The sequence below is a fragment of the Candidatus Hydrogenedentota bacterium genome (assembly GCA_013359265.1).
Taxonomy (GTDB): Bacteria; Hydrogenedentota; Hydrogenedentia; order Hydrogenedentales; family SLHB01; genus JABWCD01.
In genome coordinates, this window is record JABWCD010000006.1 from 69,799 (window position 1) to 89,261 (window position 19,463).

Consider the following 19,463-nt stretch of genomic DNA (forward strand, 5'->3'; position numbering starts at 1 on the left):
TGTATCTGACGGCGGGCTCACTCGAGAAATTACCGATGAACACGACCGAAAAGCCTGCCAACTGGAACTGGAGCTCACAAAGACGACACAACAATGTAAAATTGGAATGGCAGACCTGGGGGCAATGGGCCATGACATAACTTGTTGTTAAACAAGGCTGATCACATCCATTTGGTGGCCATGTATTACAAGGATGTTAGCAGAATAGAGACGTTGCACAAGATCGAGATGGGCCTTTGCCCTTGAGAGGTTCTCCTCTGCGACGTTGTGTACCTGCGTTGCTGCGGCCGGGCGGTAGAAGCTGCTTTGGACTTCGAAGACAATATCTTGCCGTATGCGTTTGACGTCTCCTTCCGTGGCCCCGTTTAAGGCAAGCGCTCGTCTGAGCTCGGCAGCCCTGCGGCCTCCATCCGCAATCGTATAGCGTGCGGCAAACCCCGCAAGCCAATCGTTAGTAGGGCCATTTGAATCTGGTGTAACTAGTTGGGTAACGCCGCCGGGTAGAGTCGAACTGCGCAGGGACCGGTTCCAGCTTGACATGAAATTGACCTCGGGATAATAAAGCGCTTTGGCGATGCCAACCGTTTCGGTAGCGACTGTCACGCCGTGTCGGGCTGCGAACTGCGCCGGATTCTGGTTCAAGGCGATTTCTAGGCACTCAGACAATGACAGGGCATCTTTCGACAACCCCCCTGATGAAGCGGCTAAGTCCGGGTCAAGGGTGCCATCCATGGAAGCCGGAGATGTCCGGACGTGCTGGCCCATCGCCAGCGGTACGTACTCGTCAACGCTCGGTGTGGAGATTTGGCCCGGTGTCGCACACCCCGTAAAGAGCGTGACCAGGGCGAGAAGTACCGGCAGCGGCCGGATGTCGGATTTATCGTATTCACGAAGCATGCTTTTCGCCTCGATACTACGCGGTAGTCTTTTTGAAGCGACTCATGGCGAACCAAAGCGTTGCTACCCCCATCAAGAGCAGCACAGCCATTTGCGGCCAGAGAACCGACGGCCCCACGCCTTTCAGAAAGATTCCTCTGATGATGACGAGGAAGTAACGGAGAGGGTTGCCGTAGGTCATCCACTGGACGATGACGGGCATATTGGCAATCGGAAACATGAAACCGGACAACAGGACAGCGGGGAAGTAGAAAAAGAAGGTACTCATCATGGCCTGTTGCTGAGTGCTGCTCAAAGTCGAAATGAGCAATCCGATCCCCAATGTGGTCATGATATAAAGCCCTGTCGCCACGAACAGCAGCAAGAGGTTTCCTCGAATCGGGACCTGAAACCAGAACACGGCGACGAGGGTGATCAGCAATACATCGGCGAAGCCAATGAGGGCGAAGGGGACTGTCTTGCCGAGTATGAACTCGCCGGGCGTAATCGGCGTTACCATGATTTGTTCCATGGTGCCGACTTCTTTTTCCCGGACCACGGCCATGCTAGTCAGCATGAGGGTAATGAGCATAACCAGGATGGCGATGACGCCGGGGACATAGAAATTCCGGCTTTCGAGATTCTCGTTGAACCAGGCCCGGGACTCGACGGCGAGCGGTTCCGTTCCAGACGCGCCGCCACCCAAACGATCGAGACGGGTCAAGAGCACGTCGTTGCTGTAGCGCCCGACAATCTTTGCCGCATAATCGAGGACAATCCCCGCGGTGTTTGAATCGGTACCGTCGACAAGTAATTGAAGCGGGGTTGACCGCCCACTGCGCAGATCGGCTCCAAACCCGTGATCGAAGCGGAGAACGGCCTGCACTTCCCCACGATCGATGAGATGCTGCGCTTCGATATCGGTCGATATGTGGCGGGCAAGGTCGAAATACTCCGTTTCGGTAAATTGGGCGGTCAATTCGCGGCTGGCGATGCTGTTGTCCAAGTCGTAAACGGCGATCGGCACGTGCTTTACGTCCGTGGTGACGGCATACCCGAACACGAGCACCTGGACAATGGGCATCACAAATATGACGGCCCGCATCCGCGGATCTCGAAAGATCTGAATGAACTCCTTCATGAGCATGTATTTGATTCGCTCGAACATCGCGTTACCTTCCAGCGCAGCTTGCTTACCCAAGCTGCTTTCGAAACTTTGAGATGGCAAGGAACACCATGGCTCCCGCGAAAGCCACGAGCAACGCTGCCTCGACACCGAGAACTTCCAGGTCCACACCCTTGAGGTATATCCCCTTCAGAAGCGCCACAAAGTAGCGCGCCGGGATGAGATAGGTAATGACCTGCACAGGGGGCGGCATGTTCCCGATGGCATACATAAACCCGGACAGCAGAAACGACGGCAGGAATGTCAGGATCATGGCGAGTTGGCTGGCCAGCAGTTGGCTCTTGGCTACGATACTGATCACCATTCCAAGCGCCAGCGCTCCTGCCAGAAACGCGGCCGACACGCCAAACAGAAGGAGCACGTTGCCACGCAGCGGCACATCGAAAAGAAACTCGCCCATGAGCACGGCGAGAAGGACGTCCAGCATCCCGACCGCAAAGTAAGGCAACAACTTGCCGGTAATAAGTTCGGGCCCCGTGACCGGTGTCGAGATGAGTTGCTCCATCGTGCCTTGCTCCCATTCCTTCGAAACCGTCAGGGAAGTCAAGAGAGCGGCGATGACCATCATGATGACTGCGATGAGGCCGGGGATGATGTAATTCTTGGATTCTAGGTCCGCGTTGAACCAGACGCGCGGACGGAAATCGATGGGCTCGCCGGGCGCCTTGCCCACGACGCGGCGGGTCTGTTCGATCAGGATGTCTTGCGAGTACGCCATGGAAATCGCGTCGAGATACCCCATCGCGATCGTGGCCGTGTTGGAGTCGCTACCATCCACGATCGCCTGGACCCGCACCGGAGTCAGAGACTTCGCGCCTTCTGCAAAATCGCGCGGGACGACCAGACCAACGAGCGCATCGCCTCTATCGATAGCGTCCTCGATCTCGCGATAATCGGTAGCGAATTGGCGCACTTCGAAATACCGGGATCCGGTGAAGTACGCTAGAAACTCCCGGCTTGCGGGTGTGCCGCTCTGGTCCCAGGCGATGAGCGGCACGTTGTCCACGTCGAGCGTGAGGGCGTATCCGAACAGAAGGAGGAGCAGCATTGGTATGGCAATGGCCATGCCGAGACTTCGTGGATCGCGCACGATATGGATGGACTCTTTGCGAGCGATGGCCCAGACACGAATGGGTTTCATGCCGCCACTTCCTTCTGCGTATCTTCAAGTTTGTCCCGGGCCTCGATGAGCGACACGAACACGTCCTCCATCGAGGGCGTGATTTTCTCAATGTGCGTGATCTCAAACCCCGCCTCGTTCAGCGCCCCGCGAATATCCCGATCGGCGTCGTCAGCGTCCGAGACGACGACATGGAGGCCCTTTCCAAAAAGCGCGGCCTCGTTCACACTATCGAGTTGTTCTATCAACTCCATGGCCTCACTTGGGCGGTGGCAATGAACCTCGAGCAAGTCTTCCTGCATTGTTTCCCGCTTCAGCAATTCGGGGGTACCCATCGCGATCAGTTCGCCTCGGTAAATCAACGCGATTCGGTCGCAGTACTCGGCCTCATCCATATAGTGGGTGGTTACAAAGACCGTGACCCCCTTGCCAGCGAGTTCATAAATGAGGTCCCAAAACTGGCGCCGGCTGATGGGGTCTACCCCGGATGTCGGTTCATCGAGAAAGATCACGGGAGGCTCGTGCAGGATGGCGCAGCCCAGGGATAGGCGCTGTTTCCACCCACCGGACAGAAGGCCCGCTCGCATGTGGCGGTGCTCGCCCAACCCGGCCATCTTGAGCGCCCATTCCTTCCGTTCTCGTTTTTTCTCATTGGGTATCCGGTAGATACCGCTGTAGAAATCGATGTTCTCCTCAACCGTGAGATCCTCGTAGAGAGAGAACTTCTGGCTCATGTATCCGATGTGAGCCTTGATCTGTTCGGCTTGGGTCCGAACATCGAACCCCGCCACAACCCCTTCCCCATCGGTTGGGGCCAGAATTCCGCAGAGCATGCGGATCGTGGTGGACTTTCCGGCTCCGTTGGGGCCCAAGAAACCAAAGATCTCACCCTTGGCCACTTCAAAGCTCACATCCTTGACCGCGCGGAACTCGCCGAATCTGCGCCCGAGGTCCCGTACGACGACGGCTTTCTCAATTGAACTGGACATCGCCAGCCTCCTTTTCGTCTGAATGACCCAGGACCGAGACGAAGACATCTTCGAGGCTAGGTTCGATCACTCGCACCGACGCTACATCGATGCCCTCCCGCGCCAGGGTCGTTTTCACGGCCGATGAACTCTCCTGTGGGGTCGATGTGACCACGTGCACCCGGTCTCCGAACAGGCCCACGCTGTCGGATGGGAAATGCAATTGGAGCGTGCGGGTCGCCTTACGCGGATCCCCGCAACGTACTTCGAGAATGGAGCCGCGCATGAGCGTCTTGACCTCGTCCGGAGTCCCCACGGCCAATAAGCGGCCCTTGTGAATCAAGCCAATGCGGTTGCATCGTTCCGCTTCGTCCAAGTAAGCCGTGGAGACAAAGATGGTCACCTTCTGACGTAGCAGTTTGTAGAGGATGCGCCAGAAGTCCCGGCGGGAGACCGGATCGACGCCATTCGTGGGCTCGTCGAGAAACAGGACCTTCGGTGTATGAATCAGGGCGCAGGCGAGTCCGAGTTTCTGTTTCATGCCTCCGGAGAGCCTGCCGGCTTGACGCTTCTTAAAAGGCGTAAGATTGCTGAATCCCAGCAGTTCCTCAATCTTCGCTTCCCGGCCGCGCCGCGGCACGCTGTAGATGTCGGCATAGAAATGAATGTTCTCAAGGACGGTCAAGTCCGGGTAAAGCCCGAAGCGTTGGCTCATGTAGCCAATATCCTCCTTGATGGCCTCGGCCTCTCGGACCGTGTGATGGCCTGCCACCCACGCATCACCCGACGTGGGCGCCATAATGGCCGTCAGCAGCCGCATCGCCGTGGTTTTGCCGGCGCCGTCCGGGCCCACTAAGCCGAAAATCTCTCCTTCCGTGACTTCGAGATTCAGCGCATCCACCGCCCTCAGCGTTCCGAAAGAGCGCACGAGGTTTTCCGCATGAATGGCAGCCATCAGCGTTCCCCTCCCGTGATCGCTATGTCAGCGTCCGCCGGCATGCCGGGTTTGAGTTCAAACTCGGGGTTTGGGATGTCAATCTTGACTCGATAGACGAGCTTGACGCGCTCCTTGTCCGTCTGGACGTTCTTGGGCGTGAACTCCGCCTCGGAAGAAATGAAGGAAACGACCCCTGCGTAGGCCTTATCCGGATAGGTATCCGTAGTCACCGCGACAGATTGCCCTAGCTTGACGCGGCCAAGGTCGGTCTCATCGATGTACCCGCGCAACCAGACGTTCTCCAAGTCGCCGATGGTGACGATGGGCGCCCCTGGGGTTACGTACTCGCCGGGTTCCACATGATCCGACAGAACAATCCCGGTGAGTGGCGCGGCGATCGCGGCATAGGACAATCGCGTTTGCGCCAGGCGCAGTGATTCCTCGGCGCGCATCCGTTCCGCGCGTGCCTGCTCGATGGTTTCCTTGCGGGGTCCGGATACCACCTGTTCGTACCACGCCTGGGCTTCGCCCAATGCCGCCCGTGCCTGAGCAATCTGTTCGTGACGGGGGCCTTCTTGCACAAGCCGGAGACGCTCCTGCGCTTCAGCCAGAATTGCTTTGGTTGACCCGTACGAAGCCAGGGCATTGTCCCGTTCCCGGGCGGATATGACGTCTTGTTCGTAGAGTTGCCGTTGGCGCGCGTAATCCACATCAGCGCGAGTATTCTCGGCCTCGGCTCTTTGTACAGACGCGCGGGCAGCCTCGATTTCCTGAGTGCGGGAACCAGCCAGAAGCTCGTCCAACCGGGCCTGGGCATGGGCTGCGGCAGCTTCGGCCCGAGCGATTTCCTCGGGCCGCGAACCCGCTTCAAGTTCGGCCAGCTTGGCACCCGCACCGGCTACCTCTGCCCGCCGCATGGCTACCTCCTGCTCAAGGTCCTCGCTGTCCAGACGCGCAATCGGTTGGTTCACCCTGACAATCTCGCCTTCGGAAACCAAACGAGATTCCACCCAACCCGCCACTTTGAAACTGGCTTCGACGTCGGTCACCTCGATGTTGCCCGATATGTGAACCGCGCCTTCGGCATTCCTCGAACCATTTCGGCTGAACGCATACCCTCCCGCGACAGCCACCACCAATAGTGGGATCACGAGAAGTCTTTTCTTTCTTAAAGTCTTCATTGGCCTTTCCTCTTGTGAATGTCCATTCACATGAAGTGCGAAGAAATCGGGGCGCACAAGGCGCCCCGCTTCGTTACTCCTTAACGAGCTCGTGAATCCATTGATGGTAGCGCTCGTGCGTGCCCTCTCCCATCTCTTCTCTCTCGACGGCGTCGAAGGCATCCACTAGCGACCGTTGGTCCTCAGGTGTCAGGACCTGGTCACCCATCGGAAACAGGATGCCGTTTTCCTTTTGTATGTGGGCTTCGAGCAAGTCCGCGTAAGCAAGCAAATGCTGCTTGATGGCCTCTGCGGCACCACCGTCTCCCTGCTCAAGCCGAGTCAACGCTTCGGCTATCGCGCGAACTTCGGCTCGTCCCAGTTCATGCTCCTGGAGCATGACGCCAATAGGTCCGCCTTCTCGGGGCATACCGCGTTCCTCAAGCTTGGGGAACAGGTACTTTTCTTCCTTGCCGTGATGACAGCGATCAACGAAGTTCCGGAAGAAGTCGGCGAATTCGCCGATTCGTTGGGTATTCACCTGACCAACTTCCTTGATCGCTTCCGCTTCGCCTCTCGCCGCCTTCATCACAACCAGCACGGCTTCGTGCTCGTGTTCGAGCATGTCTGCTGCTCTCATGACGTTGTCTCCTGTATGCAGGGGTCTCGTGAACCCCAAGTCACTGTCTAATGCTGGTGGGCTTTGGCGGTTTCTGGCGCTGCGGCCTCTACGTGTTCGTTTGCCTCCGCCTCATGCCCGTGCGCCGACGTCCCGGACATCACCACATAAAGACGCTCAACATAGTGGATGTAGTCCACGTAAGCCTCGACATATTTCCGGCCTGCGGCCACGCTCTCATCTTTGTGCTTCTTGGCCTCAACTGTGCGTTCAAGACGTTCGTGAATATTCGATTCAAGTTTGGCTTGTAGAGCCTCAACGAGGGCGCCACTCGATTCGGACTCGAGCGCCTTCTCGGCGGCCTCAATCCCCGGCTCAACCGGTGTGTCGGCAGGCTTCAGGCCCGTGTACGGAGCGCCCTCGCCGGCACGGTGCACCCGGACAAGGGTCTCGAAGAAGTGCATGTCCACAAGCTCCTGAGCGTCTTTGCCTTTCTGACGTGCCTGAAGGGTCTTGCCGAAGAGGGAGCGAATCTCTGCTTCGTCGTCAGGCCTGATCCATTTCAGGACAGGGTCCAGGTCCTGGGTTTCAATGGCCTTCTGAGCGTCCGTGACTACAGGGCCGGACAGTGTGTCACAGTGCGCCCACGCCCCGGACGGAAGAACGATCCCCAGACCTGTGAGTATCAGGCCAATCGTGAATCCACTCTTCATGTTCATGTCAGTTCTCCTTTGCTGCAGGCGTCGGCCTTTCCGCCTTGAGCGCCTTTTCGTTGCCGTTTCCAATCGCTTCGCTGAAAAGCCCCCAGGCTTTTTCGGCCTGACGGGTCACATCGAATCCGCCATCGCTCACGTGCCATAGGATCGCCGCAGGCTGGACTAGTCCAAGGAACATCACGGAGAGTTCATCTGCGCTCAAGTCCGTGCGGACCCGGCCAGCCTGCTGTGCCTCTCTAAAGAATTCCGCCACCCGCTCCAAATAGTTCTGTAAGAGTTCGTGTACCCGGGATTTCCGCTTAGAGTTCGCACCATAAACCTCTTCGGAGAATACGATTCGGGGTATGCCCGCATTCTCACGGACCAGGCGAACGTGCCGCCTGAGCAGCAACTCGAGGGCCCTTAATGGGTCCTCCGTTTCCTGTCTAACTGTGGCAACATTGTCGGCCAGGCGAGACTCGATGAGCCCAAGCAGAGCATCAATGATTCCGTCCTTGTTCTCGAAGTGGCGGTAGATCGCGGAAGGGACTATGCCAACGCGTCTGGCAACGGCCCCGAGATTGAGCCCCTTCATTCCCTTTCGGGAGACCACATCTAACGCTGCCTCCAAGATCTGCTCCTGGCGAACCTCGGTATCTAGCTTTTCTTTGGCCATGACAACTCCCGTTTAGTGAAAGTATATTCACATTATAGCGTACGATGAGCAGAATGTCAAATCGATTCTTCAAAAAAGATTCTATAGTAGTAACTCAATATAGGAATTGGTGTTAAATGAAAACAAGATTTTCGGTTGTAAGATCGAAATTCTGTTTCAGCTCGAGATTAATGCAGTGAATTTACCATCACTATTCTGCGTGATTGGGCTGTGAGATCGTTCCCAGCTAACTCCTTGTCAATGTGGATGATGCCGGTGCCCGATGGCCGTAAGGCGATCCAGGAATCGCCTGGTTGCATACTGCCTAATTATGAATGGCGTAGATCGTACGACGGCTCTTGCTTTTTTCCTGGATAGATTTGCCTAGCGCGCCACAAATCAAGAACAGGCACCTTTCTGGGAGATCTTGACATCATGTTAACCAATCTCCGTTTAATCAGTTTTATCATTTTGATCCGCGTGATGCGAACTCAGCGAACTTTTGCCAAAGGCTGGCATCCCGTGCACGTATACAGGCAGTTCGTGAATCGCACGCTGGTCTTCACAACCACTATCGCTTCAAGATATGATCGCAAATGGGGAGGTTCGGAATCGGTCGCACCTGGCGCACAAGATGGGCGTGTCACGCGCGCGAATCACTCAATTGCTCAATCTGCTCAAACTAGCTCCGGAGATCCAACAATTGCTTCTGGACTTGCCCCCGGATCAAGCGGCGCATATTCCAGAGCGGAAGTTGCGGAACTTGGTGAGTATCGCGCCGAAGTCTCGTCAAATTGCTGCGTTCAGGAATATCGCGTTGACGACTGCGCGTCGCTAGGTTTGCGTGTGCAACCAACGGATGTGACGGGCGTCTCGAACGCATTCGATGACGTCTCCTCATCATCGACGCCTTCAGGGAGACCCGCATCAGAATCGGTAACGCCGAGCATCGGTTTATCGCCCATCCTTCTCAATGCTACACGAGCCAGCACGCGTCGTATCCGGGCGACACGTTCTCCTTGGGACAAGTGATCAAACGGATTTCGAGCGTTGGGAGAACCGTCATAGGGCACGAAAGATACCTTAATTTTTTCGAAACGAAACGCCACGTACCGGAGTCCTTACAGAGTCATTCGCCTTGAGTATTTATCCGTTGAAAAGGTCCGCCGGGAGTTTCACCGGCGGACCTGTTGTCGTCACGCTCAACACTTCCGCTGCACGAAAACTTGAGTAACCAATGCACTCAAGGCAGGTTTAGAAGGTCAAGTCCTCGTCGTCAGGGATTGAGGTCGGAAGAACGTCCGCGACATTCGCGAAGACTTGGCCCTTGTCGTCAGTTTTGTGGACGACGACGACGCGGCAACGTTTGTTCAGCACGTCCTTCATTTTGATGTTTTCGCCGATCTCTGGGACGCGTCCGAGCAGCGCAGCCCCCCAGCGCGCTTTCTTCGAGTTTTCCATCATGGTCGTGGGGGTAAGCCCGGTCACCTTCCGGCCGTCGATGCCATCTTCACCAATGAGCCGAAACTCATACTTGTTCACCGGGCCGTGGATTGATGCTTGTTCACTGCACGCCGTGAGTTCAGCGATGTATTCCCCCTCGGGCACAACGACCCGATCCACCATAGTGCCGAAGATTTCCATTTTGACCTCCTAATTGTGTGTTGAAAGCCGATGTTGATTCACTGCATAGGCGGCATTGACAGCGCCTTCGTTTCAGTGGTATCGACGGGAGGCCAGTCACCGATGTCTAGCCAGCAGTCCAGTCGGCGGTTCACACCCTTCTGCGGCGCTGAACTTCAACAACCCGAAATACGTGGCAGTCCGAGCCTACGCAGAATGGAGTCACCTCCGGTTCTTCGCATCCGTACCCTTTGTACGGTGCCTTGAAAGCGGCATCTACTTGCCTCCACACTTCATCCGGTGTGATGATGGTCTTGCCATCTTGAGGGTGATTCTTTTGGCTCCACACGTCCAACGCGGCCAGTACAACGTCGAATGGGAGTCCCACGCGTTTAAGGTGCACCGCCAGACGGAAGCAGGACAACCGCTGATACCGCGTCACACCCTCTGCGAGCATCCGCTGCGCACAGGGCGGTAGCGAGTATCCGGCCTGGAACACCCCCAGCGAGATCTCAGTTGTATCCGGCTTGCTTGACGGGAGCTTGATGTCGTTTAGTTCGATAATCTCATCAAATTCGTTCTCGGTCGCCACACGAACTTCGTCGAGCAACTTCCACTGATTCGGAAACGGCCGTAGTCCTTTATCTGGATCGAGGAACACCGTGCTCCCCTCATGAACCCGTCCCCCAAACGGCGTGTTCACGAAGTTCCCGTATTGATTGAGTCGAAGGTCAATTCGGTCCTGCTTGGGAAATACCTCCACGTTCTTTATCTGAATCTCGTCAAGAATGTGCCTGATAACGGACCTGACCTTGACCGCCAATACACCAATCGAGGCGCCAAACAGCCAAACATGGAATCCTTTCGCTCGGCTCGATTCAATGTAGGCCTGCATACCGTACGCGTGGCATGCCGCACAAAACTCAATCGGGGGATTCGCGTCATGGGAGTCGAAATCGACGACGGCGGCACGCGTTCGGTCGCCCACCAGCAAATAAACGCCATAAGGCTGCCGACCCCGCAAGTGATTCAGGATAACGTCGTTGGTGACGGGCGCCTTAACCGACCAAGACCTACCTGATTGGCGATCGTACGTCCCGTACACGTGCTGAAGTCCAGAAAACCGCTTGCGGAACAGAGCCACCTTTTCTTCAATACTCCGTGGATCGCGCACAAGCATCGCGGAGTTACTCCAGAGGTGGGCGCTCGTAGGGATCGTAATGCTGCAAGAATGCGCGGTCGGGACCACGCAGGTCAGCGTCAAGATTGAAATATTTCATGAACGCGGGGTTGGGACCAGGAGGGTCTGCGTCGAATTCGTCGTTAGTCAGGACGCGACCCTCGATCATGGAATTGAATGGACGACTCCGGCCCATCAAATCACTTATGGTTGCATCAATCAGAAAGTCTTGTTGGCAGCTGGGGCAGAGGTGCTGCTCAAAGTCTAGCCAGTGTCCGCCTTTCTCGTCGACGATTCCGAGAATCGCGGCGTCGATTTCGCAAATCTGGAACTCGTCCACCTTGCCGTCTTCGCCTCGGTCTACGAATACTCCTCGTTCGTCTTCTGGATTCCGCATAATGCGCATCGGCTATTTCTCCTTTATCAGGATGAGGGTACAATTCCTCTCCAGAGACATGAGCGGTTGTCCCCTACGGGGTGTTTCACTCCGTCGATTGCTAGGCCCCGCGGAGACTGCGAATGAGCTCGTTGCGAATCTCGATGTAGTCCTTTAGCAAGTGGGACAGGGAGTCGACGAAGTCCTCTGGCTTTCCCGCTGTAATAGAGGGCGGCAGGTGTTTGCCGATGGTTTCAAACAAGAGGCAGATGATGTCTTTTCGGGCTTGCCGATCCATCGGATCGATGACGCCGTTCAAAGCCCAGCGGAGATGCTTCTGGCGCTCCGACTGCTTGACGGCGCCAACCAAGAAGAGGACGAGGAAGGAGATGGCCTGCGAACCTTGCGCTTCATAGGCCACCAGCATCGCATCGAATTCTTCCCCTGCCGGCCCGGGATAGCGTCGCTGAATGATCTCGACCGCATCTCGCTCCGCTTGCTCCTGCGAAATCTCGCGGGGAACCTGCATGCCGTGCGAACAAAGGCAGCGTAGAATCTGCCCCGCAACGCGGGACAATGGCAGTCCGTCCAGCTGTGAACCTTCTTCAGTCTTCACCGCCCGTAGGAATGCGTTGGCTGCGCGGTCCAGCGGCCCGTCGATGACGTCCTGCATGTGGAGAGGGTCCGACAGCTCCAGTACGCGGCTCAGCGTCGTCTCCGCTGTCTCCCTTCTTCTGAAGTCGATCAAAGGCATAGTCCTCCTCCGTCTCGTTGCTTGTCTCCGATTCGAATGCCGGCCTCACTCGAAGACTTGTGAGGGTCTTTTTTCCGTGCGGCAAGTCGGCCAACTTCCCGTAATACTTCTCATGACATCGATCGATGATTCTGCGGGCTAGCTCTCGGTTTGGTTTGCGCTCGTCGAGTACGCTCTTGATTCGGACCCAGTCATTGCCTACACGGAGGAGCAACTCCATCCGATTGAGGCTTGACATCGATTTAGGGTCAATATCCCCGCCGATGGTCCCCACAAGCCGCGTAGCGTCTTTGTGCAGCACCTTGAAAACCGACGTAAACCCGGTCGAGCAGAGGGAATCGATATCGGCATCCTTGAACTGCGAGAGCACCTGGTGGGCTAGGCACGCAAACGTCTTGAACTTCCGACATTGCGTAATGACGTCGGTCATGGCTCCGCTGACAAATCGCTGCGCTTCATCCACGTAGACGTGAAATGGTTTGCGCGCGGACTCGTCCGGTATGTCGCGGCGGCTCAGGGCCGCGAGGAAGATAAGAGACATGAAGAACGTGCCGAGGACGTCGCAGGCCTCGGGACCCGCCGTGGATAAATCCGCGATAAAGATTCGGCCCTCATCCATGATATGGTGGCGAAAGTCAAAGGAATTGACGTTTTGTGCCAGCATTCTTGCGATTTGATCGTTACCCAAGAGTTTCCCAAGCTTGTGATGACTCGACTGCTTTTCAGGGGATCGATACTCCTTATACTCGGTATCCCAAAACTTGGTATGCAACGCATTGTCCGTGGCCATAAGAATTCTCTCGCGAAGCCGGTCCTTTTCGGCGCATTCCTTACCCAGCAAGATCGTTGCGTCGAACAGCGTGGCGTCACCAAGTCGCAACAAGCCTCCGAAAGTCTGCGCGAGGAGGTACGCCACCCGATCTCCCCAACCCTCCGAGATGCGAGCCATAGCCGATACCAGTTCGTCACCGACCCGGCTAGGGTTTTGTCCGGGGTGCAGGCGAAGCGGATTCCAAAGGGGTATCCATTCGGGCTCGTCAAGCGCGAAATACACGACTCGGTCAATCTCGGATTCCGGAATAAGTCCAAGTACCCGTTGGGCCAAGTCGCCATGCGCGTCGACTATCGCGATACCGCGACCACTAGCGATGATCTGAAGAGCTTGATTCAAGATGCTCCAGGACTTTCCTTGGTCTGAGACTCCAAGAATGTGCCCGTGGCACACCTCCCAGGGTATATGCACTGGGACTTGTGTGCCGGCATCTAATCGATGGCCAACCAACACTCCCAAAGACAGGTCTTGAACGGGAGGTTGAAACCCGTCGAGTAATTCGATGGGAAGGCGATTGCGTCCCACAGGCGGCAGTGGCGGCAGATTTATGAAGGAGCAAAGCTCGCGCGAGTTCGCGAGAAAGCCAGGGCGGTACGTTGCGTTCAGACCAAGCATGTTCCGGAACGCATCGGTTCCATGAGTCTTTCGGAATCCTGACTGATCGACAAAGGAGAGCGGCATCCCGCCGTGGAGAATCAGGCCCATGAATCCCGAGAAGGAGGACAAGGCTTGCTCGGCGTCAAGCAATTCATCGGCAAACAAGGCTGTGCGTGCCTGCGCAAAGAGGAGCGGACGATCATTATGGGCTTTGGTGTCGATTTCGCGTGATGTCCCGGTCAGATCCGAACTGGGCAGTTGCCCTTGCCGGTGATACGGCTGCATGCCTTCATACGTCTTTTGCGCGTAAGATAAGTCGCTGAGCACCTCGACATTCCGCTTCCATCCTGATTGCCTTGTGGGTGCAAACACCACCTGATAGACACCGAGCGCCGTGCCGGGTAAGCACGCCATCACATTGAGTAACGATTTGATGGGCGACACCCCGAGCTCCGCAGGTTGAGTGAAGATCTCGTAATAACTGGGTGCGGGATAGTAGTCACGGAAGGCGATTCGGTCCCACCAGCCCAGCGGAATGTCGTTATATGGGGATTTCGCCTGAGGCGTCAGGCGGCAGTCCGAGAACTCCCCGATGAATGCCGCCCCCAACAATCCGGCGTCGTCGCGATGGCACGAGAACGAAAGGACAATGCGATCTCTATTTCCGGCTACTTCATAGCTGCACGCGTGGGAACAAGCCTGCAATTGCTTGAGGAAGCGTTCGGCACGCAGGAAATCGCATTGAAACCCTGGAGGCAGCCACACCGAATATCGCAATATGTCGCTCCAGGCGGGAAGCTCCGCCCGGACGTATGACGGTCCCCGCGGAGTCAAGTCCGTACTCGTGGAAAGGTCCAAGTACACCGGCTCGAGCTGGACCGGGAAAGGAGCGACGTCCGGCTGGCATCCTTTGACCGACTCGCCGGCCAAGAAGGCCCTCGCCAGGCTGGCGCTGAAGTATGGCCGCGCCTGCTCTACTAATGCTTGGTTTCGGGACAAAAGCCGACCTCCCTATTGTTTTCCGACCAGGAGGCGGCAGAAAGGTCAATGGGGTTTCAGGTTTCTGGAGAGAGGCTCATTGACGAACGGCCCGGCGAAGCCTCCGGATAATCTCCGGGTGCTTTTCGAGGTATCGAGGAAGGTTCGCGTAGATTTCAGGCGCCCTGCCTTCCTTCAAATCCTCGGGCAGCAAGTTGCTATAGTCGGATGCCAGGTACTCCCGAACCGTCTCGAACTTCTCGTCAACGGACAGCGAGCCCCAAAGAAACTCGATGCGGTTTCTAATTTCATTGTCGCTGAATCTCTTGGCGAGTCGGACTGCAATGGCACGGAGAACGGCACGGATTCCGCCTTCAATTCCATACAGTGCCATCCGCGTGGCTACACGAAGTCCATTTTCCCCGTATTCCTCTGTGAGGGCCGAGCAGACACGGCTGAAATCCATTTTTGCGTCACCCGCAAACGAACCGCGGGCACGAAGCATCGTGTTCTCTGCGTGGCGGAAGAATCGCGTAAAACAAGACCAACATTCATCAGCGCTCGCCAGCGGACAATTCGGAAACTGAAATGTGTCCAATGCTGCCGTTGCACGGCGATGCACTTCGTCGATCGATTTCGCCGGATCGATCGTCTCCAACAATTGCGCGAGGCGAGAGGACATAACTCAATACCCTTCGGCTAAATGCGGCGGAACAACGCGGAGGCACCACGGAGACCGTTCGAATACAGTCGGATGATCTCTTTATAGCGGTGCGCATACTGCTCGACCCTGTTCGGGTCGATGGCGTCCTTAAAAATCGTTCCGTAGTGCTGAATAAACTGGCGGATAATTTCCACCCTTTCCGCCGGTTCTACAGGCACCACACGTCGGTCAAACTGTTCTGTAACATAGTGTTCAATTGCTCTCGCTTTGAGGCCATCGCAGATCTGATCGAGCACTCCCCTGATGCCGGCGTTGGTACCATCGATCGCGTCACGATAGGCACCGGCTAGATCGCTGTGGTGACGGCGCATCTCCTGTTCCAGAAGATCTTTCACCTCACCGCGAGCGATTGCAGCAGGCATTGTTGCGCCAGGGACAATGCACTTCTCATAGTGGTAGCTATAATAGCGGGCAATTTCGTCTTCGAATTCCTGCCAAGAGACGATATTGTCATGGCGCCGACGGTACAACTCCCGTGCGTTGTCGTGATTTTTCCCAACGTTTCGCGCGATTGCGATCTCGCTGGTTGCGGTTATTAGATCGTGAATTACTGCCATGGCGTCCTTTCCTCCTGATTGTTGTTTCTACATTGCCCGAACCAGTTGCTTGACTTGTGAACTTGCGCGCGCAAAGACCTGTATCAGTTCACGGGCGTTCTCCACGTAGTCCGAGGGGCGCCCGGTAATTGTTCCTTCTGGAAGGAGGGGCTGCAATCGCTGAATGAACTCGGCGATCACTTCGACCTGCTCTTCGACCTTCAATTGACTGAGTCCGGCCGCGAACACGTAGTTGATGTGTTTTTCCATCTCCCTGAGTTTCATGTGATCGACAACGGTATTCAGCACAAAGCGCAGTCCCCCGCGGGTGGCAGTTCGGGCTTCGGCGTAGGCAGAATTAATGCCTCCCAGCCGTGCAAACGATTCCCCCAATACGCTGACCGCTTCAGCTAGTACCGCGTCACGGCCGATTTCCCTGACGCCCGTATCGGTGTACAGCCTCGTATGATTCAGGAATGCGCCCACAACCTCGATGCAGTTGGACGTAGATTCCGCAATGATTTGGTCGGAGTGAAACGTCTGCCGCGCCTCATCGTACGACCGTCCGATTTTACGCCACAGGTAGTCGACGTCGATCTCACCCAGGATGGCGTCCAACCGTTCGGAAGCGGTACTGCGGGTAGACGGCGTCACCTCGTTATGGGGAAAGATCTCGGCTGTAGAGAATCGGTCACCGGCTACGGCGTCCAACAGGTATCGCACGTCGGTTACACCGTTTGGCCCGACGAGTTTGATGAGCGATGCCAACAAGGAATTCGGCAGGAGTGGAAACGGGACGCGCGTATTTCTGGTCACTGGCGGCAAAGCAGCCAAAAGCTCAAACAATCGACGACCAAAATCCGGACAGTAACGACGTTGGTGCAGGTGAAACCGAGTTCGGGCTTCCAATAGTTCCTTGATGACATTGGTTTCTCCGTCACGGAAAGCATTGCGCAGCGTTATCCAGAATCGGCCTTCAATGGACTTTGTCAAAGTGCAAAGCCCGGGCACATCAGCACTGACGGTATGCTCAAAATCAAAATAACCATGTTTCAGGCTGGACAGGATCAAGCTGTAGTCGGAAAAGGCCGCTCGCAACAGGTCATCTAGATCCCGGGCGGCATGGAGGAACAAATGGTCTTCGGCTGAACGTATCGCATCCGTTGCCGCGGTCACTTCTTCAGGAGTTATTTCCGTGAGGGACGCGTCCTCAGTGACGATTCCAGGGTACACAAACGCCTCAACTTCAGGTGACCCACACGCCGCTCGCAGCTTGGCCGGAAGATTGCTCACCATTTGGATGTTGCCACCCCGGGAGCCGATGTGTCCCGTTGCGAGAAGAGGTTCCTCGATCAGAATTCCCAGCATTGCCGAAATACAAGCCAGGAAAACCGGGAGATCCGCAGAGTATCCCACCACGGTAATGGTCCTGTCCTGCATGGCGGCTATCTCTGCGTTCGACACAGACAACTCAAAGCTGGGTACAGGTATGCGGAGTTGCTTCGCGATGGTCCGAAAGATCGGCGCCAAGACCGACTCGTAATGCGCTGCCGTGGCATCGTCGAACCTGCTGGTTCCACGGAATCGAAACATGTTCGGTTCGGCAGGTGGAACGGCGACGGCAATGATCTCCGTAATTGCGGCAACCGCATCGTCACCGCTGCCGACAGTCAGCACTGCCTTCGCGCGGCCTACCGCCACCTGTCGCGTATGCCTTCTAGAATTTACGCGCCTGGCTCGCACAGCCGGAACTCCATCCGCCCTGCCTGACGGCCAGGATACAAAGACACCGAGACTTCGCCACCAAGAATGGAGAAACGGCGGGTCGTCCTTTCGGCGTCCTCGCCAGTGTCAGCAGCGAGCCGCATCGGAACGGCGGGAAACGCGTACGCGAGGAGCACGTCGCTCTTGCTGAGATCGCCTTCCCAGAGAACGCGACCGGTGGAGAGAACGAGACGATAATGGCCCGGATTAATCCGAGACACCGTGGAGCGATCCGTTCCCGCGCCGAACACCACCGGTTCCAGCGGTCCATCATTTCGCTGAATGCAGATGTCCACCTTGTCCAGTCCTGGTTCAATTACGAACTCTTGTTCCCGGAGCAGCGCATCGATTTCGGCGACGTCGAACTGAGCAGCGAGCGAAAGCGCCAACTCGTGAGCCTCGTCCATCTGTACGTGTACGCTTAGCAGCCCGATCTTTTCTCTATGGTCCTGGGCGCCCGATGGTCTTTCCTTCCGCTCTTTCGCCATTGCTTGCACAAGCGCCATGAATTCCTGAAATCGGACAAAACCCTCGCGGTATTTGGGATTGCGGCCCAGTGAGACGACGGTTCGAAACGCCTCCCGCAAGGCCACGGCGGCATCTTGCTGCGCGAGTGCATTCATAAGAAGCGGAACAAAGAAGAACTTCTCACTCATCGTTGTGCTCCTTCAGTCGCAGGGGCTCGCCGCCGTTCACAATCTCACGGGCGGCGCCAAGTACGCCAGCTTCGGCTGCCACCTCCATAAAGACTTCATCACTGCTAACTATGGCGGCGACGATGCGAACGAGATCGGGCACTTTCGTGTCGACGCCCTTGTCACCTTTGCTCCAGTCCCGTCCGAAGAATCGGCTGAGGGTGGCTTTGGATACGCCGAATTCCGCCGCGATCGATTCAAGCGTTCGCTCGCCGGATAGTGCGTTTTCGAGCAACGCCTTGACGAGCGCTTCCAAATCTTGATTTCCGAGCTTGCGAATTGCGTTCCGCTGGCGATCCAGCGATTCAGCGGTCTTTTTCGCTACACAATCAACCATGTTGGGTCGCATAGCTTTCTCTAGTTTGTCGTCGGCTCCCGGCAACTGAGATCGAACCGTGGTGTAGGCATTCTTCTCCATTGAACAAAAGCGTGGTATAGGGAGTTTCTCTCTTATGATCGCCTGAATGCGATCTCGTTCCCCAGGCCTTTGGGGATCGGGGTCATCGACATTTCGTTCCAGCCACGGTTTACGATCTTTTCCATGCAGGTACTTGGGAAGCCGTACGGTTAATGAACCGCGTCCATCGATATGCCAGGTGTACCGTGAAACGAAGGGGTCGGCTTTGCGGCAGGCCTCGAGGTAGGCGAAATTGAGCTGGCGGAGAACGAATTTCTGAAAAGCTCTGGCGGCTGCGAGTTCCGTCTCTAACGCGCTCCGTGCGTTCGTCACAGCATTCTCGCAGAGAATCTCGTTCAGGAGCGCCCTATAGTACAGTCTACAATCCACGCGCCACTTTGGCCTACTCTCGACGTCGGCGTCTTCTTCGTCTGCCTCCTCCTTCTTGCCCTTTTTCGATTCCTCGGTTTCACAAAAGGCGACCGTCGATGTGAACTTCATGACAGTGCTATCGTGTGCCCGCTCCCACAGTTCCGTTGTCCTGTTTCTTGCGTGGTCCATTCGGTCGCCGACCAGCCGTGAAATGAAATCGAGCAACAGGAGACTTCGCTGGGTACCAAACTGGAAGATCGTCCGATAGTGGATGAGTTCCGAGAGGGCGTCGCGGTCTCCCAACCAGGTGATGGCCATCAAGAGTGCCAAGAGGGACATGCCGGCGTAGTCGGGGTCACGCCGTTCGTATCTGCTGGCACCGGTTGGAGCGTCCGTTCTGTACTGTTCTTTCGGCATCG

20 protein-coding genes are annotated in these 19,463 nt (G+C 56.3%); 1 reads left to right on the forward strand and 19 read right to left on the reverse strand.

The features are described from left to right. Window positions 1–147: 147 nt before the first annotated feature. The 9 genes from HUU46_07305 to HUU46_07345 all read right to left on the reverse strand — a co-directional run bounded on the left by HUU46_07305 (window position 148) and on the right by HUU46_07345 (window position 8,237). A complete protein-coding gene (locus HUU46_07305) occupies window positions 148–897 on the reverse strand; it encodes a TolC family protein (protein NUM53433.1) in 750 nt (249 codons plus the stop codon). 16 nt (window positions 898–913) lie between these two features. Further along, entirely contained in the window at window positions 914–2,044 is a 1,131-nt protein-coding gene (locus tag HUU46_07310) for an ABC transporter permease (protein ID NUM53434.1), read from the reverse strand. 25 nt (window positions 2,045–2,069) lie between these two features. Next, window positions 2,070–3,203 (reverse strand): ABC transporter permease, encoded by a 1,134-nt coding sequence (locus HUU46_07315; GenBank protein NUM53435.1) that lies wholly within the window; start codon window positions 3,201–3,203, stop codon window positions 2,070–2,072. Then, complete coding sequence (locus HUU46_07320) at window positions 3,200–4,171, reverse strand: ABC transporter ATP-binding protein (protein NUM53436.1); 972 nt, start codon at window positions 4,169–4,171, stop codon at window positions 3,200–3,202. Before HUU46_07320 ends, HUU46_07315 begins: the two co-directional genes overlap by 4 nt. Next, the gene (locus HUU46_07325; GenBank protein ID NUM53437.1) at window positions 4,155–5,105 is read right to left on the reverse strand and encodes an ABC transporter ATP-binding protein; all 951 of its coding nucleotides are present in this window, start codon (window positions 5,103–5,105) and stop codon (window positions 4,155–4,157) included. Before HUU46_07325 ends, HUU46_07320 begins: the two co-directional genes overlap by 17 nt. Next, window positions 5,105–6,268 carry an efflux RND transporter periplasmic adaptor subunit gene (locus HUU46_07330; GenBank protein ID NUM53438.1) on the reverse strand — a complete coding sequence of 388 codons (1,164 nt, stop codon included), beginning with the start codon at window positions 6,266–6,268 and terminating at the stop codon, window positions 5,105–5,107. Before HUU46_07330 ends, HUU46_07325 begins: the two co-directional genes overlap by 1 nt. Window positions 6,269–6,341: 73 nt before the next feature. Next, on the reverse strand, window positions 6,342–6,887 hold the full coding sequence (locus tag HUU46_07335) for a hemerythrin domain-containing protein (GenBank protein NUM53439.1): 546 nt from the start codon (window positions 6,885–6,887) through the stop codon (window positions 6,342–6,344). Window positions 6,888–6,934: 47 nt separating this feature from the next. Further along, window positions 6,935–7,585 (reverse strand): hypothetical protein, encoded by a 651-nt coding sequence (locus tag HUU46_07340; GenBank protein NUM53440.1) that lies wholly within the window; start codon window positions 7,583–7,585, stop codon window positions 6,935–6,937. A gap of 1 nt (window position 7,586) precedes the next feature. Then, window positions 7,587–8,237, reverse strand: a complete 651-nt coding sequence (locus HUU46_07345) for a TetR/AcrR family transcriptional regulator (GenBank protein NUM53441.1) — start codon at window positions 8,235–8,237, stop codon at window positions 7,587–7,589. Between the two features lie 414 nt (window positions 8,238–8,651). Between HUU46_07345 and HUU46_07350 the strand changes: the two genes are divergently transcribed. Further along, window positions 8,652–9,248 (forward strand): hypothetical protein, encoded by a 597-nt coding sequence (locus tag HUU46_07350; protein ID NUM53442.1) that lies wholly within the window; start codon window positions 8,652–8,654, stop codon window positions 9,246–9,248. 222 nt (window positions 9,249–9,470) lie between these two features. On the opposite strand, the gene HUU46_07355 is transcribed toward HUU46_07350, so the two are convergent. The 10 genes from HUU46_07355 to HUU46_07400 all read right to left on the reverse strand — a co-directional run bounded on the left by HUU46_07355 (window position 9,471) and on the right by HUU46_07400 (window position 19,461). Beyond that, window positions 9,471–9,860 carry a hypothetical protein gene (locus HUU46_07355; GenBank protein ID NUM53443.1) on the reverse strand — a complete coding sequence of 130 codons (390 nt, stop codon included), beginning with the start codon at window positions 9,858–9,860 and terminating at the stop codon, window positions 9,471–9,473. A gap of 130 nt (window positions 9,861–9,990) precedes the next feature. Then, entirely contained in the window at window positions 9,991–11,019 is a 1,029-nt protein-coding gene (locus tag HUU46_07360; GenBank protein ID NUM53444.1) for a hypothetical protein, read from the reverse strand. A gap of 7 nt (window positions 11,020–11,026) precedes the next feature. Continuing rightward, window positions 11,027–11,425: a hypothetical protein gene (locus HUU46_07365; protein NUM53445.1), complete on the reverse strand. Its 399-nt coding sequence runs from the start codon at window positions 11,423–11,425 to the stop codon at window positions 11,027–11,029. Window positions 11,426–11,516: 91 nt separating this feature from the next. Further along, window positions 11,517–12,068 (reverse strand): hypothetical protein, encoded by a 552-nt coding sequence (locus HUU46_07370; GenBank protein NUM53446.1) that lies wholly within the window; start codon window positions 12,066–12,068, stop codon window positions 11,517–11,519. Next, the gene (locus tag HUU46_07375) at window positions 12,001–14,355 is read right to left on the reverse strand and encodes a hypothetical protein (protein ID NUM53447.1); all 2,355 of its coding nucleotides are present in this window, start codon (window positions 14,353–14,355) and stop codon (window positions 12,001–12,003) included. Before HUU46_07375 ends, HUU46_07370 begins: the two co-directional genes overlap by 68 nt. 298 nt (window positions 14,356–14,653) lie before the next feature. Then, entirely contained in the window at window positions 14,654–15,214 is a 561-nt protein-coding gene (locus tag HUU46_07380; protein NUM53448.1) for a hypothetical protein, read from the reverse strand. Window positions 15,215–15,255: 41 nt separating this feature from the next. Then, window positions 15,256–15,837: a hypothetical protein gene (locus HUU46_07385; GenBank protein NUM53449.1), complete on the reverse strand. Its 582-nt coding sequence runs from the start codon at window positions 15,835–15,837 to the stop codon at window positions 15,256–15,258. A 27-nt stretch (window positions 15,838–15,864) separates the two neighbouring features. Continuing rightward, complete coding sequence (locus HUU46_07390; protein NUM53450.1) at window positions 15,865–17,517, reverse strand: hypothetical protein; 1,653 nt, start codon at window positions 17,515–17,517, stop codon at window positions 15,865–15,867. 23 nt (window positions 17,518–17,540) lie between these two features. Further along, complete coding sequence (locus tag HUU46_07395; GenBank protein ID NUM53451.1) at window positions 17,541–18,236, reverse strand: hypothetical protein; 696 nt, start codon at window positions 18,234–18,236, stop codon at window positions 17,541–17,543. Beyond that, the gene (locus tag HUU46_07400) at window positions 18,229–19,461 is read right to left on the reverse strand and encodes a hypothetical protein (GenBank protein NUM53452.1); all 1,233 of its coding nucleotides are present in this window, start codon (window positions 19,459–19,461) and stop codon (window positions 18,229–18,231) included. The genes HUU46_07395 and HUU46_07400 overlap by 8 nt, the downstream gene beginning before the upstream one ends. Window positions 19,462–19,463: the final 2 nt, after the last annotated feature.

Bases quoted from the DNA above. Each gene is read 5' to 3' on its own strand.
- HUU46_07355 (NUM53443.1), bottom strand. From the start codon at position 9,860: ATGGAAATCTTCGGCACTATGGTGGATCGGGTCGTTGTGCCCGAGGGG.
- HUU46_07400 (NUM53452.1), bottom strand. From the start codon at position 19,461: ATGCCGAAAGAACAGTACAGAACGGACGCTCCAACCGGTGCCAGCAGA.
- HUU46_07385 (NUM53449.1), bottom strand. From the start codon at position 15,837: ATGGCAGTAATTCACGATCTAATAACCGCAACCAGCGAGATCGCAATC.
- HUU46_07360 (NUM53444.1), bottom strand. From the start codon at position 11,019: ATGCTTGTGCGCGATCCACGGAGTATTGAAGAAAAGGTGGCTCTGTTC.
- HUU46_07345 (NUM53441.1), bottom strand. From the start codon at position 8,237: ATGGCCAAAGAAAAGCTAGATACCGAGGTTCGCCAGGAGCAGATCTTG.
- HUU46_07340 (NUM53440.1), bottom strand. From the start codon at position 7,585: ATGAACATGAAGAGTGGATTCACGATTGGCCTGATACTCACAGGTCTG.
- HUU46_07310 (NUM53434.1), bottom strand. From the start codon at position 2,044: ATGTTCGAGCGAATCAAATACATGCTCATGAAGGAGTTCATTCAGATC.
- HUU46_07330 (NUM53438.1), bottom strand. From the start codon at position 6,268: ATGAAGACTTTAAGAAAGAAAAGACTTCTCGTGATCCCACTATTGGTG.
- HUU46_07365 (NUM53445.1), bottom strand. From the start codon at position 11,425: ATGCGCATTATGCGGAATCCAGAAGACGAACGAGGAGTATTCGTAGAC.
- HUU46_07315 (NUM53435.1), bottom strand. From the start codon at position 3,203: ATGAAACCCATTCGTGTCTGGGCCATCGCTCGCAAAGAGTCCATCCAT.
- HUU46_07305 (NUM53433.1), bottom strand. From the start codon at position 897: ATGCTTCGTGAATACGATAAATCCGACATCCGGCCGCTGCCGGTACTT.
- HUU46_07320 (NUM53436.1), bottom strand. From the start codon at position 4,171: ATGTCCAGTTCAATTGAGAAAGCCGTCGTCGTACGGGACCTCGGGCGC.
- HUU46_07325 (NUM53437.1), bottom strand. From the start codon at position 5,105: ATGGCTGCCATTCATGCGGAAAACCTCGTGCGCTCTTTCGGAACGCTG.
- HUU46_07335 (NUM53439.1), bottom strand. From the start codon at position 6,887: ATGAGAGCAGCAGACATGCTCGAACACGAGCACGAAGCCGTGCTGGTT.
- HUU46_07395 (NUM53451.1), bottom strand. From the start codon at position 18,236: ATGAGTGAGAAGTTCTTCTTTGTTCCGCTTCTTATGAATGCACTCGCG.
- HUU46_07370 (NUM53446.1), bottom strand. From the start codon at position 12,068: ATGCAGGACGTCATCGACGGGCCGCTGGACCGCGCAGCCAACGCATTC.
- HUU46_07350 (NUM53442.1), top strand. From the start codon at position 8,652: ATGTTAACCAATCTCCGTTTAATCAGTTTTATCATTTTGATCCGCGTG.